The sequence below is a fragment of the Thiomicrospira sp. R3 genome (assembly GCF_029581415.1).
Taxonomy (GTDB): domain Bacteria; phylum Pseudomonadota; class Gammaproteobacteria; order Thiomicrospirales; family Thiomicrospiraceae; genus Thiomicrospira.
In genome coordinates this window covers 1,895,672-1,910,477 of sequence record NZ_CP121121.1, presented here as the reverse complement: position 1 = coordinate 1,910,477, position 14,806 = coordinate 1,895,672, and the positions used below count along the sequence as shown (strand labels likewise).

The window sequence follows — 14,806 nt, the reverse complement described above, 5'->3', positions numbered from 1 at the left end:
GAGCGTTATGACAGTTTTAGAATGGGGTTTAATTGCGGGTATTGTGCTATTAGCAGGCCTGGTGGTGGGCTTTGTTAAACGTTATCAAACCCAGCAGATGTCTTTGCAAAACTTAGTACACCAGCATGAGCAGAGTTTGCAGCAACAAGTGCTGGAATTAAACCAGGCCTGGTCGCAACAACTCAATGAACTTAAGCATCAGCAACAAGCCACATTAAGCGAAAAACAGACTGAACTGGCCTTAGCGCAAGCCGAACAGCAACGCTGGCAAGCCCAGGCGGAATCACTTGATCAGCGCTTAAATCAAGCTCAACAAAAGCTTAATGAACGCGAAGTGGCGCAGGGAAAACTGCAAACGCTACTAGAGGAAAAACAGCAGCAGTTTGAGGAACAACACGCGCGGTTAAAACAGGAGTTCTCGCAACTGGCGCAGGATATTTTTGAACAGAAAAATCGTCAGTTTAAAGAGCAAAGTGAGCAGAGTTTAACTCAGTTACTTTCGCCGTTTCATCATGATGTTAAAGCCTTTAAAACCCAAGTCGAACAGATTCAAAAAAACGAAAGCGAACAGCGTTTAGCGCTCAAGTTTGAATTGCAAAGTCTGCAAAAAATGAACCTGAATTTATCCGATCAAGCTCACCAGCTCACCCAAGCCTTGCAAGGCCAGAAAAAAGCCCAAGGCAATTGGGGCGAGATGATTTTGGAACGGGTATTAGAATCAGCAGGTCTGGTGGCACCGCGTGATTACCAACGCGAAGTCTCGATTCAGGGTGAACAAGGTCTCCAGCGTCCGGATGTGGTGGTGTATTTACCCGGCGAAAAACATTTGATTATTGATGCTAAAACCTCATTGGGTGCATACAGCCGCATGGTGAACGCCGAGAGTGAGCTTGATCGGGAGGCGGCGTTAAAAGACCATTTACGCGCGTTGCGTGATCGCATGAAAGAGCTATCGGATAAGGATTATTTCAAACTACCAGGCCTGGTGACACCGGAGCTGGTGATCTTATTTGTGCCAATTGAGTCGGCTTATGTTGAGGCGATTAAGGCCGATCCGAGTTTGTTGGATGAAGCAATGAAGCTTAATCTGCTGATTGCTACGCCTTCAACCCTGTTAAGTTCGGTACAAATTGTGCGCCAGCTGTGGCGTTTTGCCGAGCAAAATAAACACAGCGCGGAACTCGCGCGTCGAGCCGAGCTCTTCTACAACAAGCTCAATAGTTTTCTTGCCAGTTTGCAAGGCGTTGGTAACCAACTGGATAAAGCCAAAGACAGTTTTGAAAAGGCCTATAGCCAACTTTATTCCGGGCGCGCTAACTTGATTAAACAAGCGTCAGAGTTTAAAGACTTGGGTGTGATGGTGAAAAAAGAGCTTCCCGAAGAGCTGGTCGAGCGCGCTCAACTCGAGTTGGTGCAGGATGTGCCAAAAAGTTTGCATGACAGCCAGGGCTAATTTCCAGTAAAATGCGCCCAATTATTGATTAACCAGGCCTGGTTCTGGTTTAAAAACAAGGTTAAAAAACATGAGTAATCATCAGCCCACAGTGGGCGTTGTTAGTTTGGGTTGTCCAAAAGCCACGGTAGATTCAGAGCGAATTCTAACCCAGTTGCGTACCGAGGGTTATCATCTATCCAATTCCTATCAAGATGCCGATACGGTCATAGTCAATACCTGTGGTTTTATTGATTCGGCCGTACAAGAATCGCTGGATGCGATTGGCGAAGCTTTGCGTGAGAATGGTAAGGTGATCGTCACCGGCTGTTTAGGCGCGCGTGATGAGGAAATTCTTAAACATTATCCGCAGGTGTTATCGGTATCCGGCCCACAGGCGTATGAAACCGTGCTAAATGCGGTGCATGAGGTGATAGCACCCCCGCAACATAATCCCTATGTTGACCTAGTTCCACCCCAAGGCGTGAAGCTCACGCCGCGTCATTATGCCTATCTCAAAATCTCCGAAGGCTGTAACCACCGCTGCTCCTTCTGCATTATTCCCTCGATGCGTGGTGACCTGGTGAGCCGACCGGTCAGCGATGTGCTGGATGAAGCCAAGCGTTTGGTCGAAGCCGGGGTGCAAGAATTGCTAGTGATTTCCCAAGACACCGCCGCCTATGGGGTCGATGTCAAACACAAGCTGGACTTTTGGAATGGTCAGCCCGTGAAAACTTCAATGACAGGCCTGGTAAAAGCGCTGGGCGATATGGGCGTTTGGGTGCGTTTGCATTATGTTTATCCTTATCCGAATGTTGAAGAAGTGATTCCGCTAATGGCACAAGGCAAGGTATTGCCTTATTTGGATATGCCATTGCAACATGCTGATAAACGCGTGTTAAAAGCCATGCGCCGCCCGGGGAACATTGATAAACAGCTGGAACGTATTCAACAATGGCGCCAGCAAGTGCCGGATTTAACCCTGCGCTCGACCTTTATTGTTGGCTTCCCGGGGGAAACCGAAGAAGAATTTCAGCGTTTATTGGACTTTTTGGAAGAAGCACAATTGGATCGTGTTGGCTGTTTCCAGTATTCGCCAGTAACCGGTGCGCCAGCGAATGAGATCGCCGAGCAAATCCCGGATGACATCAAACAAGATCGCTACGACCGTTTTATGCAAACCCAGCAGGCGATTAGCGCCAAAAAAATGCAAGCCAAAATCGGCAAGCGCATGACGGTATTGGTGGATGAGGTGGACGAAGAGGGCGCGATTGCGCGTTCGTCTGCCGATGCACCGGAAATCGATGGCATGGTATTTATTCCTGAAGGCGAAGGCTTGCAGCCAGGTGATATGCTTGAGGTCGAAATTTTCGCGGCGGATGAATATGATCTGTGGGCGCAACCGGTATTAACGGATGATGCGGATCATTAGACGATGAACGGATCATAAATGAGCGATAAACTTAAGTACAAAGTGTATAAAATATTTTATGGCAATTGAACCCTTGTCCCAGAAAATTATCCTTTATACTTGTTAGATTAATTTTAATCGACGAAAGGAATGTAAGGCGTATGAGGCAGATTACGGTTTTAATGATAGGGTTAGGACGAATTGGTGGTAAGTTTTATCAACAGTTCTCGTGTATTGATCAGAGTCGAGTCAAGATCATTGCCGTCAGTGAACCCAATTTATCCAATCCTCTTTTAACGGATTGTGAAAAAAGAGGAATTCCTAATTTTCCTAACTATGAGCAGATAATTCGTGACTATGGTTCGCAAATAGATATTATTATGGATACCTCTAACCGACCTGAGTTAAAAATTGCTGTTCGTAAGCTATTACAAGAAACGAACAATCAACATACCGTTCTTGTTCCGATGGTGGTGGATTATCTTATGTGGTATCTGCTGCCTAATGCTGAAGACATCCCGCAAGCTCATCATGAAAGTATTGGCTACTAACTTGGCTACTAACTTGGCTACTAACTTTGCTACTAACTTTACTTTTTTTAAAGTCTACGAAAGTAATTGGGATAAATGCGCAGTTACTCAAACCTCAATCAAAATCTATTGTCAAGCGCTCATCTTATTTAGGCTGATAAGGTATACTTTGTATCCAAAGGTAAGTGGGTTTCAACTTGGATAAAAATACAAAATTATGAATATATTAGCGATTGAAACATCAACAGCTAACTGCAGCGTGAGTATTCTTGGGGAAAATATTGACTACCGAGAAGACACCCCTGCGCCACAAAAACATGCCGAGCTTATCTTACCAATGATAAAAAAAGCCTTAGCTGAGACAGGTATTCACTCAAGTGAACTTGACCTTCTAGCCTTTGGAGAGGGACCGGGGGCCTTTACAGGGCTACGCATTGCAGCCGGAGTGATTCAAGGCCTAGCACTAGGCTGGGATAAGCCTGTTCTTGGTGTTTCTTCGCTTGAAGCCTTAGCTTACCAAGGGTTTAATCAGACGGGTCACCAGGCCTGGTTGGCTTGTTTAGATGCAAGAATGGGCGAGGTTTATACTCAGTTTTGTGAGTTTGGTGAGCAGGGGGATTTACTTAATAGCTCCACAGCTTCATTAGTCAAAGCAGATAAGATTCCTACACAGGTCTCTAGTCATTGTATTGGTGATATAGGTGAGGCCTACCCTGAGCACCTACAGATGTTTAATTGCTGGTTAAATGCTGTTCCGCAAGCCTATGCGATTGCGCAACTGTCACGACAAAAAGCCGTTAACGCTAAAACACTAAGTCAGCAGGTGCCCCAGCCGATTTATTTGCGTGCATCAGTAAGTTAATTGAGCGTTTTTTGGGTTAAATCTTTTGCGGTGCTCATTAATTAAGCAGGGCTCATCAGGCTGTAGACTTTATTGAAGTTTTTACGACCCCACCATTGTTTCTAACAATCTTATCCACAGATTATGTGTAAAAGGAAGGACTATGAAAAACTACCAAATGATACTTGCTGCTGTAGATTTTTCTGCTAACAGTAAGCAAGCCTTGGCAAGAGCCAAAAGAATGGCCGAGCACTATGACGCAAAACTTAAAGTGATACATGTCACCGAACTACCTACCTATCCTGTGCTAGAAGATATAGCCATTACAGGCTTACCTGGGATTTGGGGCGATGATTTAAGTATCAAGCTTAAAGAGGCTTCACAGAAAAAACTAAGCAAAATGGTTGAAGAGGCTGGAGTTGACCCTCAGAGCTGTGAGGTTGTGGTGGGGGTTGCAAAGCAAGACATTGTTAGACAAGCCGAATTGATCAATGCAGATCTTATCATTATAGGTCGTCGCGGTTTATCTGCTATCCAACGACTAATAGGTTCAACCGCCGATTCTGTTATTCATCAAGCAAGCTGTGATGTATTAGCCGTCAACTTAGGAGAAGGATAATGGTATTAAGATTACACTTGGCATTGTTTAGTTTTTTATTGTTATCTTTAATAACCAAACCAGTTGTGGCGTCGTCGAAAAGTTTTTCAGTGGGCGATACTGTTTTTGTCGGTATTCCATCAACGAATATTCGCGATGATGCTTTTATTATTGGTCAAGTAACTCGGGTTACTGAAGAGGGCGACTATCAAATTAAAGTCGAAGACTATGTTGAAGGCCATGATTATGGTGCTTTTTGCACCCCGGTTGCTGTCTCAACCAGTTCTGAATACGGCGATGGATGGGAAGTTTGGAAAGATACCCGCAGCCTACGCCAACAAAACCTTGAGTATATTGTCTCGGCGAAACATGTTATGGCGCATCGTTCAGGTCAATATTATTATATTGAACGAAATAACACCTGGGTTGTTTATGGTCGTTGGCTTTCCGATGCGCCCATTTTAGCTCCTGAACGCATTCAACGTGCTATCAATGGGCTGGAACCGATTGGTCTGTCAGGAATGAAACCCTCTTTAGAACTGGTGATAGATCATCGCTTGGCTTTTTATGAACAGGGTTGGGGGCGTCCCTATTGGCCTTATGAAACTGTTGAGCCGATAAATAATCTGCTTGATAAGGTTTTAGAAACGCTTAAAAACGAGCCAGCCCTTGCAGACTTGTGGCGCGCTAAGCAACGTGATCAAGCAAAGCTATTAGCGGATGTACGCACGTTTTTCTTAGTTTCAACTCTGGATAAGATCGTTAAGGACAGCTATAACCAGCTGTATGAAAATCTTGAAAAAGCAGATGAAAAGCAGGTTGCAGCCTTAAGGGCAAAACTTAAAACGCTAGGGTATGAGAAAAGAAACTGATTAAAAAGCCGACGGTTAAGTCGGCTTTTTATTAAAGCTGGTTGCGTTTATCTATATCGTCTTTCGTGTTTTTAAAAAACAAATAAACACCGTAGATAACTAAACTCACAACGGTAACCGCAACAGCTGTCATACCCAACATTAAAAGCAAGGCTTCAAAAACCTTATCCATAGTTATAGAATGCATGTAATTTATCCATTTATTTTTAATCAATACCATTCTACAATAAAAGCCTAATTATACGTCATAAACATTGAGAAAACCTATGGCAAAAACGATATCGGAATTAGAACAGGAACGTGCAAAACTACTTGAAGCCATTGAAGCGCAGGCTAATCAATTATCCAAGCAACGAGGCACATCAAAAAACGAAGCCAGACCCCATACGCTGAATGATTGGTTAAATGCAGCCGAGCAGGTTGTGCCTAATAAAAAAGAGCCTAACATAAATTATGATGATGACTATAGTTCGCTGGTTAAACCGCGTATGTCAAAGTCTATTATGGATGACCCTTTCTCTAACCAAGATTTTATTGAACCTAAGGTAAATTTAAGCCAACATAGCTCTTCGGTCCCTCCGATGACGCAATCCCCCCCTCAGCTATCAAATGTTCAGGCACGCGCCACCCATGCTAAAAAAGCCTCTATATTTGGTGTCGTTATCATGCTTTCATTGCTTTTAACGGTATTAGGGCTGATTTATGTCGCCTACAGTGCTGTACAACGTGATATGCAACAATTAGCAGCGATTCATTTTGAAACGATTGAAACCATGACCGCACTTGAACAACAGCTTTTTGAGCTACGTGAACAGGTCGAGAAAGGAGGAGAGCCTGAACTGTTTGATCAGTTTATTGATCGAATCGAGTCTTTACAGCAGCAGCTTAATGGCTTAGCACAGATGCAACAAACGCAGAGCCAGACAGTTGAAAATTTGACGAGTCAAAATATCGATTCTTTGGCGATGAATCTTGAAAAGCAAATTGAGGCACGTTTGCAAGGTTTACTGACTCAGTTAGCGACAACACCGCAAGAATCAATAACACCAACCCGTCCGGCGACTGGGGCGATTATCGAAATGGACCTTGAGCCGACGATTGTTGAACCTACGCCGCCGGTTCAGCCAAGAGTTGAGCAGCGAGTGGTTAGGCTTGTTGAGCCAAGAAAACCCCAAGATGCCGATGTTAATTGGTTATTGCAACAGCCTGCTGAGGCGTTTGTACTTCAGCTTGCGTCAATGCCGGATCGATCAGGTATTGAAAAGGTGATAAGAGATAAACGTGTACAGGGTGGTCGTATTATCCCGCAACTGAGAGATGGACGACAGAGCTACATCCTAGTTGTCGGTGCTTATCAAGGCCGTGCTGAAGCGAACCAAAAAGCGATTGAATTAAAAGATTCGACAGGCATTTCTCCGTGGATTCGTCGAATTCGTGACCTAAGCAGCCGAGTCGAGTAGTGCTATTTTAAACACAAACGAAACGCCTTGCTGATTGCGCCAGTTTTGTGCGGATAGCTTGGCGTTACAATGTATAGCAATAAGTTTTGCTAAGTAGAGGCCTAAGCCTAAATGTGTTTGTTGCCCAGAATGGTGAGGTCTTACTGAAACCATTCCTTCAAATATTTCTTGTTCCATGCCTTCTGGTAACAAGGAACCCGCATTAGATATCATAAAGTTAAGGTGTTGGTTTTCTTGGCTTATCTTAATTTCTATGGGTTGGGATTTATCATTAAAATCAAGTGCATTGTCTACTAGCTTGTCAAACAGTTGTTCCAGAAGAAAACCGTCGGCCATAATCCTAAGTGAATCAAGGTTGGGATCGCTATTCAATTTAACCAGGCCTGGTGGTTGACTATCAACAATCCCTTGAAAATACTGAATTAAACGTTGGATGGAAATGGGTTTGAGTGGTTGGTCGGCTAGACTCTGTTCTAGACTTGATGCCTCTGTCAATAAATCGATAATATGCTTAAGTTGATCAAGATTTTCTTGTGCTTGCAACAGCTTGGGTTGCTCAGGCATTTTCATTAATAAAAGCTCAATATTGGCGTTAAGTCGATTAATAGGGTTATGCAGTTCATGGCGTAGTGTTCGAGGAAGTTGTTTTAGATAACGTTCGTAACTTGCTATTTTTTCGAGCATTTCAATAACCCTAAGTCTTAGATCACTAATTTCATCCTGGATAGTATCTGGGGTTTGTAATCGATTAAGTTGCAGTTTTTTGCTGTCATTAAAACTGCTTTTAACGTCTTCGCTAAGTCGAATAATGCGGTTTGACAGCGTTTGAGCGTACAACAAAATACCGAAAAGCATAATGGCCATCAAAAGACTGGTTAAGCCAATTAGCCGATAGAACCCTTGTAAACTTTGCTGAAAAACCTTATCCAGCCCTTGCTCAAAAACAACCGCGCCAACGAGTTCGTTTTGACTGTAAAGTGGGCTGGCAGACATCAGACTAATGGGTTTTTCATTTTCGTCCGTTCGATATTGTTGTGAGGTTTTTCCTTTTAAGGCAAGGCTGATTACAGCCTGTTCTGGGTAGCGAGATTGCGGGTAAGGATAGGGAAGAGGGTTGGCAAGTTTACCTACAAGTTGTAACCCAGTGAAACCTAGCCATTCAAACAGGTTTCGCTCAATTAATTGAGTTGTTTTTAAATGCCCCATCACATAGCTGGTTTGGCCTTGAGTGTTGACTAGCCAGATGGCACTATTATCCAAATCAAGGTGCGCAAGAATTTGTCCCGCTTCGGTTGTTTGTCCCCATAGCTCAGGTCTTTTTTCTAAAATAAGGGCTAGGTTTTGAACCGTATGTTGATGCAAACTTGCTTGATGGGTTAACAACAAATGTTGTAAATCAAGTGCAAGGCGGTAAGCAAGTAAGGGCAGAAAAATAAGGAGTAGAAAAAGTAAAACAAGCCTACGCTTTATTGTAAAGCGTATTCGGTGGACGCGGTCAGGTTGCGCTAATAGTTTCATTGATCTTTAAGCGTGTGCCAACTATAACCACGACCATATACATTATGAATTAAATCAAACTCTGGTGTTATTTTTTTAAATGCTTGGCGCAGACGGCAGATATGGGTATTAATGGTATTACGTTCGACCACGCCCTGTGTTGCGGTTTGTAAATCTTGATAACTGATCACTGTACCGGCTGAGTGGGTTGCAAATTGCTCTAGCATTTCAAATTCTGTAACCGTTAGGTTAAGGGGTTTTTGATGCCAGGTCGCTTTAAATGCATGTGAGTCGAGCTGTAGGTTTTCAATAAACATAGGTTTATTGTTAGTTAAGTGAGTAGATTGAGTCAGGCGTAATAGATTAGTCACTTTACGTTTTAAAACCGCAAGGCTGATAGGTTTAGGTAAATAATCAATGGCCCCAAGATCATGCCCGGCCATAATATCGAATTCGGATTGGCGCTCAGATAAAAAAATGATAGGGATAGGGCGCTGAAACGTTTGTAAATGACGTGCAAGATCAAAACCACCGTCCACTTCGTCACCTAAGATAATATCCGATATAAGCAGGTCGGGTAACTGCTGATCTAGGCGCCATTGCGCGGGTTGGCGCAATGCGTAGGTTTCAATCAAAAGCTCATTAGACTCAAGCGCCTCGACGATATTGGCCTGCTGTTGTGGGTCATCCTCAACCAGCATAATACGATGAAGCTTGCTCATAATAAGCCCTGTTTTAACTTATTTAACATGGTGAAAATCTAGAATTTGCATGTTCATGATTAAACCCGCATCCTGAATAGGTAAAACAACGGCATCCTCGTTCGACTCATTGTGGTGGGAATGCCACCAGCCGGGCGGGGTAATAAACACACAACCCGCAACCCATTGGGCTTTGATTGGGTCAATGATTTGGCCTTGGTCATTGAGTTCTTTACCAATCATCGTATAGGTGTTTTCACCTGCAGACACACAATAATCAATGGCAATAGAGTTATGGCGATGAGGTTTTTGAACAATGCCTTTTGGCAACACGTTATAAAGTGACCATAACGTATGGGTTAAGGTCATTGTAAGCGGGAAGTGAGGATTAGATAATAAAATCCCGGTTCTATTTCGCCCTTCACCCTGAGCACGCACATCCGCTAACTCTTGTTCTAAACGCTCTTTAGTATAAAGCACTGGGGTAAAACGTTGATGATTGGGAGTCACCCCCAGATAGTTAAGCAAAGGCGCGTCGGATACCCAATAGAGTGCTGCGTCTTCGGTTGCACTATGCAATGCATCAGGCACGGCAGGTAGGGTGAACAAGTCGCCTTGCTTCCACTCGATTGTGCCATGTTGCATTTGGGTTCGCCCTTTACCCTGGATGACATAAAACATTTGTGAGGTTGCTTTTTCATCAGTACGCAAGCTGGTGCCTTCACAAATACGAATAAAATTTGCCATTAAGTTAGGTGTGGTACAGGCATAGTGTGTTTGCAATTGGGCTGACAAATCAAAAGGGATAACGCGGGTTGCGCCTTCTGCATAGAGGCTATTTGGGAAACGTTCAACGCCAATTTTAGGCATGGGTGGGTTGACCGCAGACATGTACTCTTTAAAGTCGGCTTGACGTTCCCATTGTTGCTGCGCGACCTGCTGTTGTTGTTCGATTGGTTGTCTTTCTATCATTCGGGTTGCCTTTAGTTTTAAAAGTGGGTTTAACGAAAACGGTTAGTTTTTTTCCGCTCGCTTGAGGACGGGATACCTAAAGCTTCACGATATTTTGCAATGGTACGACGCGCAATATTTATTTCTTTTTCTTCAAGCAATTGCATCAGTTTATTATCACTTAAAGGTTTTTGGCTATCTTCATTATCCAAAAGCTCTTTGATATGGGCTTTAATCGCCACAGACGATTGGTCTTCACTACCATACTGACTTATACCACTCGAAAAGAAGTATTTTAATTCAAAAGTACCTCTTGGTGTTTGCATATATTTTTGGCTAGTGGCTCTTGAAATAGTTGATTCATGAAGATCCAACGACTCAGCAACCTCACGCAGTACCAAAGGCTGCATGGCTTGTTCACCTTCTTCAAAAAAACGATGTTGTTTTTCAACAATATAACGACCAACACGCAGCAGCGTTTCGCCTCGGCTATGAACACTTTTAATCAACCCACGCGCTTCAGCAAGTTGCTCTTTTATTTTTCTTGCCTGTTCTGAATCATCCAGTTTGTTAGCCATGTCAATATAGGTCGTATTAACCGATAAACGGGGAAAAGCATCCGTATTGAGTTCAACCAGCCAGCCTTGACGACTGCGAGATAAGCGAATATCAGGAATGATAATATCGGGCTGAGTCGCTGAAAATTCGCGACCTGGGCGCGGGTTTAATGATTGAATTAACTTGAGTAAACGATCCAATTCTTGGTCGTCAAGCCCATACATTTTTTTTATTCGTTTGTGATCATGGTATGACAACCAATCGAAATGCTCGTTAATTAATTGAATCGCGGTCATTTTATAAGGTGAATTGGGCAGGTTGCGTAGTTGCAATAACAGGCATTCTTGAACGTTTCTTGCCGCTACACCAGAAGGCTCAAATTGCTGAATGCAACTAAGCACCGCCTCAAGATTCGATAAATCGATCTTTAAAGACTCGTTGTGATTAATAGCTGATAAAATTTCAGCCAGATCCGCTTGCAGATACCCTTCGTCATTAATTTCGTCAATCAGGTAAGAGGCAATAATCTCATCAAACTCAGATGACCAAACAAAAGTGTCCGCTTGCCAGTTTAAATGATCATGCAAGCTCTTTTGTTCTGCGGTGTAGTTTTCTGCTGAAGTATAGTCATCCGCTTCTTGATGATTGGATTGATTGGTGGCTCCAACTTGACGGTCACTGTAAAACTCATCCGATGAGTATTCGGAATTATAGGCTTCATCGTGGTGGCTAATATCATTATTGATATCAATTTCTTTTAAAGATTCACCATCAAAATCAAGGGTACTCTCATTTTCAGCCGCTTCAAGTGCGTTATTTTCATTGTCCGTCAATTTATCAAGTTCATCAGACAAAAGCTCGTCTTCAATTTCAAGCATAAAGTTAGTTTCAAGCGTAGCTTCAATGGTTTGCTGAACTTCTAACGCAGAATATTGCAAGATTTTTATTGATTGTTGCAGCTGGGGGGTTAGCTTAAGATGTTGCCCCATATTTATTTGTAAACCTGGCATGATCGCCATCTACAAACACTCCTCGAAATATCTATTAATTTATTTAATGTCTAATTGGCTCTGTTTTGATCCCTAAAGCCTTTGGTTATCGCTATAATAATTCAAAATATGTCAAAACGGTAACAAAACGCTGGTCTTGGCATAGAATTTGTATTAATTTATTTGGAGGAATGTATATGACAATGAAATCAGACGTGCAGCAAATTATTAATGATTTACCTGAAGAGGCGACTTGGGATGACCTGATTAAAGAGCTTATTCGTCAGCGCAAGATAACCATTGGCCTTAAAGATCACGAAATTCATTCAAATGATGAACTTTCCGATGCGGATATTAATACTATTTTGGCAAGATTACATTCCAGTCATTCAAGACCTGATGATATGCGCAACACCAAAACCTATAAACCAGGCAATGCCACCACCCTGGGTATGGTCGCCGGTATTATTGCGATAGTTTTTGCATTTGTTATCCCGCCTATTTCATGGCTGGGTGCAGCCATTGCCGTTATCGCTGGGGGCTTCGGTATTTCACGAAAAGAAGAAAAAGCTTGGATTCCGTTGTTACTTGCATTCGTTGCCGTGTTCTCCTTCTTTACTGTATTAAACTAACAGACGTTCACTGTTTGATAAAGCGGGTCAACCAAACTGATTGACCCGCTTTACCAAAACAGCGCAGTTTCCTTGCTTTTAATCAATTTAGTTAAATAGGTTTGATGTTCCTCCAGCTCTTTTTCACTCGGATGAATAATACGAAGTGGTTGACGGTTTTCAAGGGTTTTGCGATTAAAGGTTTGTTTTTGTTCGGCACTATCTGCAGCCAAACTTAACTTCACCTGACCGCCGGTCATCATTAAATACACATCCGCCAAAATCTCAGAGTCGAGGAGTGCGCCATGCAATTCACGGCCCGAGTTATCCACCCCTAAGCGTTTACACAAAGCATCCAATGAGTTACGTTGCCCAGGATAGGTTTTGCGCGCCATTTTGAGGGTGTCGGTGATTTTGCAATGGTCTTCAATCTTGCCCCAGGGATTGTTAGGCAATAACGAGAGTTCGTGATTGATAAAGCCCACGTCGAAAGGCGCATTGTGGATAATCAACTCAGCCCCCTGAACAAAGGTCATAAACGCCTCAACCACCGCTGAAAACACAGGTTTATCAGTCAAAAACTCATTGGTAATACCATGCACATTAATCGCTTCTTGCTCGACCTCGCGTTCGGGGTGAATGTATTGATGGTAATGTTGATGAGTCAGTTTTCGTTCAATCAACTCCACACAGCCAATTTCAATAATGCGATGCCCTTGTTTAGGGTCAATGCCAGTAGTTTCTGTATCGAGGATAATCTGACGCATAACAAGCTCACATAGGTTAAAATAAGGCTCATTTTAACATTGATAATTAATTTGAGGGCAGCACAATGCGCGTAAAAAATGGAGCCAAGGTCACCTTTCACTATGAGTTAAAAGGTGATGACGGTAAATTGTTGGATTCAACCTACGATATTGCACCGGTGGTTTACATTCACGGTGAAGAAGAAATCATTGAAGGCTTAGAGGATTTTCTTGATGGCGAAGAAGCCGGTTTTGAAGCCAAGGTAACGATTGAACCTGAAAAAGGCTATGGCTATGAAGCGGATGACTTAATTGTTGTCGCCAGCCCTGAAAACTTTGATGATAACGTCGATTTAACCGAAGGCAACGTGGTTGAAACCCAAGACCCAGACGGAAACCCGATTAATTTCCGTATCACCAAAATAGTCGGCGACAAGGTGTATCTTGATGGCAATCACCCACTAGCGGGCAAACGTTTACATTATAAAGTTGAAATTGTTTCAGTTGAATAGGAGAGATTATGTTTCAGATTCAAGAGATAGATCCAACGGTTTATCGCACCAATACCCGTAATGCTACCTTGCGAGTTATGGGTTTGTTCATTGTGGTGGGCTTTGCCAGCTCTTATGGTTTTTATAGTTTGTTTGATGACCCGCTCAACCCACTGACCTTACAAATTATCGGCGCGATGATGGGCTTGATTGTTGTGTTCTGGATTACCGCCAAATACTTTAAGGACAAGCCTTGGATGAGGGAGGCGATGTACGGCTGGAAATTAAAACGCAGCTTAATGCACATCACCAATGCCATGAAGCCGTTACAAGAAAAAGTTGAAGCAGGTGATGGCGAAGCGATGAAAATCATGCGTTTTTATCATTTAGGTGTAACACAAATGTACACCCTAGAACAAAATACCAGCGGTCTTATCGACTTAAAAGTTGAACGCGACACACTCGAAGCCAAAATGCAACAACTAGGCTTGGATACCGAACAAACAAGCTTTGAGTTGGCTAAGCTAAAAGCCGTTATCGCTGATGAGTCAGCTGCGAAATGAATAAGGTGGTCCTTGCCAGCAACAAAAAGGTTATACTTGTTTTACATGTATAACGCGCGTTTGGGGGGGGTATTAAAATGTTAGCTGTGCGCTTGGATGCTGAAATGGAGCAGGAGCTGGATAGGTTGGCTAAAGAGACAGGGCGTACAAAGACGTTTTATGTCAAAGAAGCTTTGGCACACTATTTAGCCGATATTAAAGACTATTATGATGCTCAAGATGTGCTTAACAATGTTAAGCTCGGAAAAGAAAAAGTGCATAGTTCAGCCGATGTGAGAAACAACCTTGGCTTGGACGATTAAATATACTGACACAAGCCTTAAATCGCTTAAAAAGATTGATAAAACTTGGCAAAACGCATTCTAGACTATTTAGATAATAGCGTTGCAGTGCGAGATAATCCACGCGATTATGGCAGGCTATTGGTTGGTCATTTAAGTGGTTTGTGGCGTTATCGCGTGGGTAATTATCGAGTTATCTGTCACATCCAAGAACAAGAGTTAATTATCTTAACCACCCAGATTAGCCATCGAAAAGATGTGTATCAATAAGGTG

18 protein-coding genes are annotated in these 14,806 nt (G+C 42.9%); 12 read left to right on the top strand and 6 right to left on the bottom strand.

Features of this window, described 5'->3' with window-relative positions:
* Positions 1–7: 7 nt before the first annotated feature.
* From P8S55_RS09765 to P8S55_RS09740, 6 genes are all read left to right on the top strand, one after another.
* On the top strand, positions 8–1,453 hold the full coding sequence (locus P8S55_RS09765) for a DNA recombination protein RmuC (RefSeq protein ID WP_289224019.1): 1,446 nt from the start codon (positions 8–10) through the stop codon (positions 1,451–1,453).
* 70 nt (positions 1,454–1,523) lie between these two features.
* On the top strand, positions 1,524–2,864 hold the full coding sequence (gene rimO / locus P8S55_RS09760; protein ID WP_289224018.1) for a 30S ribosomal protein S12 methylthiotransferase RimO: 1,341 nt from the start codon (positions 1,524–1,526) through the stop codon (positions 2,862–2,864).
* 140 nt (positions 2,865–3,004) lie between these two features.
* Positions 3,005–3,394, top strand: coding sequence for a Rossmann-fold NAD(P)-binding domain-containing protein (locus tag P8S55_RS09755; RefSeq protein ID WP_289224017.1), 390 nt, complete (start codon positions 3,005–3,007; stop codon positions 3,392–3,394).
* Between the two features lie 196 nt (positions 3,395–3,590).
* Positions 3,591–4,235 (top strand): tRNA (adenosine(37)-N6)-threonylcarbamoyltransferase complex dimerization subunit type 1 TsaB, encoded by a 645-nt coding sequence (gene tsaB / locus P8S55_RS09750; protein WP_289224016.1) that lies wholly within the window; start codon positions 3,591–3,593, stop codon positions 4,233–4,235.
* A 142-nt stretch (positions 4,236–4,377) separates the two neighbouring features.
* A complete protein-coding gene (locus tag P8S55_RS09745; RefSeq protein ID WP_289224015.1) occupies positions 4,378–4,833 on the top strand; it encodes a universal stress protein in 456 nt (151 codons plus the stop codon).
* A complete protein-coding gene (locus tag P8S55_RS09740; RefSeq protein WP_289224014.1) occupies positions 4,833–5,684 on the top strand; it encodes a hypothetical protein in 852 nt (283 codons plus the stop codon). The genes P8S55_RS09745 and P8S55_RS09740 overlap by 1 nt, the downstream gene beginning before the upstream one ends.
* A gap of 31 nt (positions 5,685–5,715) precedes the next feature.
* On the opposite strand, the gene P8S55_RS09735 is transcribed toward P8S55_RS09740, so the two are convergent.
* Positions 5,716–5,871, bottom strand: coding sequence for a hypothetical protein (locus tag P8S55_RS09735; protein ID WP_289224013.1), 156 nt, complete (start codon positions 5,869–5,871; stop codon positions 5,716–5,718).
* A 79-nt stretch (positions 5,872–5,950) separates the two neighbouring features.
* Here P8S55_RS09735 and P8S55_RS09730 point away from each other — a divergent pair, with 79 nt between their 5' ends.
* Positions 5,951–7,144: an SPOR domain-containing protein gene (locus P8S55_RS09730; RefSeq protein WP_289224012.1), complete on the top strand. Its 1,194-nt coding sequence runs from the start codon at positions 5,951–5,953 to the stop codon at positions 7,142–7,144.
* Here the strand turns inward: P8S55_RS09730 and P8S55_RS09725 are convergent.
* Genes P8S55_RS09725 through P8S55_RS09710 form a run of 4 tightly spaced genes read right to left on the bottom strand, consistent with a single transcriptional unit; the run spans position 7,124 to position 11,870 of the window.
* Entirely contained in the window at positions 7,124–8,662 is a 1,539-nt protein-coding gene (locus P8S55_RS09725; protein ID WP_289224011.1) for a sensor histidine kinase, read from the bottom strand. The two genes, P8S55_RS09730 and P8S55_RS09725, sit on opposite strands and share 21 nt — an antisense overlap.
* On the bottom strand, positions 8,659–9,363 hold the full coding sequence (locus tag P8S55_RS09720; RefSeq protein WP_289224010.1) for a response regulator transcription factor: 705 nt from the start codon (positions 9,361–9,363) through the stop codon (positions 8,659–8,661). The genes P8S55_RS09725 and P8S55_RS09720 overlap by 4 nt, the downstream gene beginning before the upstream one ends.
* An 18-nt stretch (positions 9,364–9,381) precedes the next feature.
* On the bottom strand, positions 9,382–10,314 hold the full coding sequence (locus P8S55_RS09715; protein ID WP_289224009.1) for a cupin domain-containing protein: 933 nt from the start codon (positions 10,312–10,314) through the stop codon (positions 9,382–9,384).
* A gap of 29 nt (positions 10,315–10,343) precedes the next feature.
* Complete coding sequence (locus P8S55_RS09710; RefSeq protein WP_289224008.1) at positions 10,344–11,870, bottom strand: RNA polymerase factor sigma-54; 1,527 nt, start codon at positions 11,868–11,870, stop codon at positions 10,344–10,346.
* A gap of 167 nt (positions 11,871–12,037) precedes the next feature.
* On the opposite strand from P8S55_RS09710, the gene P8S55_RS09705 reads away from it, so the two are divergent.
* On the top strand, positions 12,038–12,472 hold the full coding sequence (locus P8S55_RS09705; RefSeq protein WP_289224007.1) for a hypothetical protein: 435 nt from the start codon (positions 12,038–12,040) through the stop codon (positions 12,470–12,472).
* 50 nt (positions 12,473–12,522) lie between these two features.
* On the opposite strand, the gene dnaQ is transcribed toward P8S55_RS09705, so the two are convergent.
* Positions 12,523–13,218 carry a DNA polymerase III subunit epsilon gene (dnaQ, locus tag P8S55_RS09700; protein ID WP_289224006.1) on the bottom strand — a complete coding sequence of 232 codons (696 nt, stop codon included), beginning with the start codon at positions 13,216–13,218 and terminating at the stop codon, positions 12,523–12,525.
* A 65-nt stretch (positions 13,219–13,283) separates the two neighbouring features.
* Between dnaQ and P8S55_RS09695 the strand changes: the two genes are divergently transcribed.
* The 4 genes from P8S55_RS09695 (at position 13,284) to P8S55_RS09680 (ending at position 14,802) form a co-directional block, all read left to right on the top strand.
* Entirely contained in the window at positions 13,284–13,709 is a 426-nt protein-coding gene (locus tag P8S55_RS09695; protein WP_289224005.1) for an FKBP-type peptidyl-prolyl cis-trans isomerase, read from the top strand.
* A gap of 8 nt (positions 13,710–13,717) precedes the next feature.
* Entirely contained in the window at positions 13,718–14,251 is a 534-nt protein-coding gene (locus P8S55_RS09690) for a DUF3087 family protein (protein ID WP_289224004.1), read from the top strand.
* Between the two features lie 77 nt (positions 14,252–14,328).
* Positions 14,329–14,553 (top strand): type II toxin-antitoxin system RelB family antitoxin, encoded by a 225-nt coding sequence (gene relB, locus P8S55_RS09685; RefSeq protein WP_289224003.1) that lies wholly within the window; start codon positions 14,329–14,331, stop codon positions 14,551–14,553.
* A gap of 45 nt (positions 14,554–14,598) precedes the next feature.
* Positions 14,599–14,802 carry a type II toxin-antitoxin system RelE family toxin gene (locus P8S55_RS09680; RefSeq protein ID WP_289224002.1) on the top strand — a complete coding sequence of 68 codons (204 nt, stop codon included), beginning with the start codon at positions 14,599–14,601 and terminating at the stop codon, positions 14,800–14,802.
* The last annotated feature ends 4 nt before the right edge of the window (positions 14,803–14,806 follow it).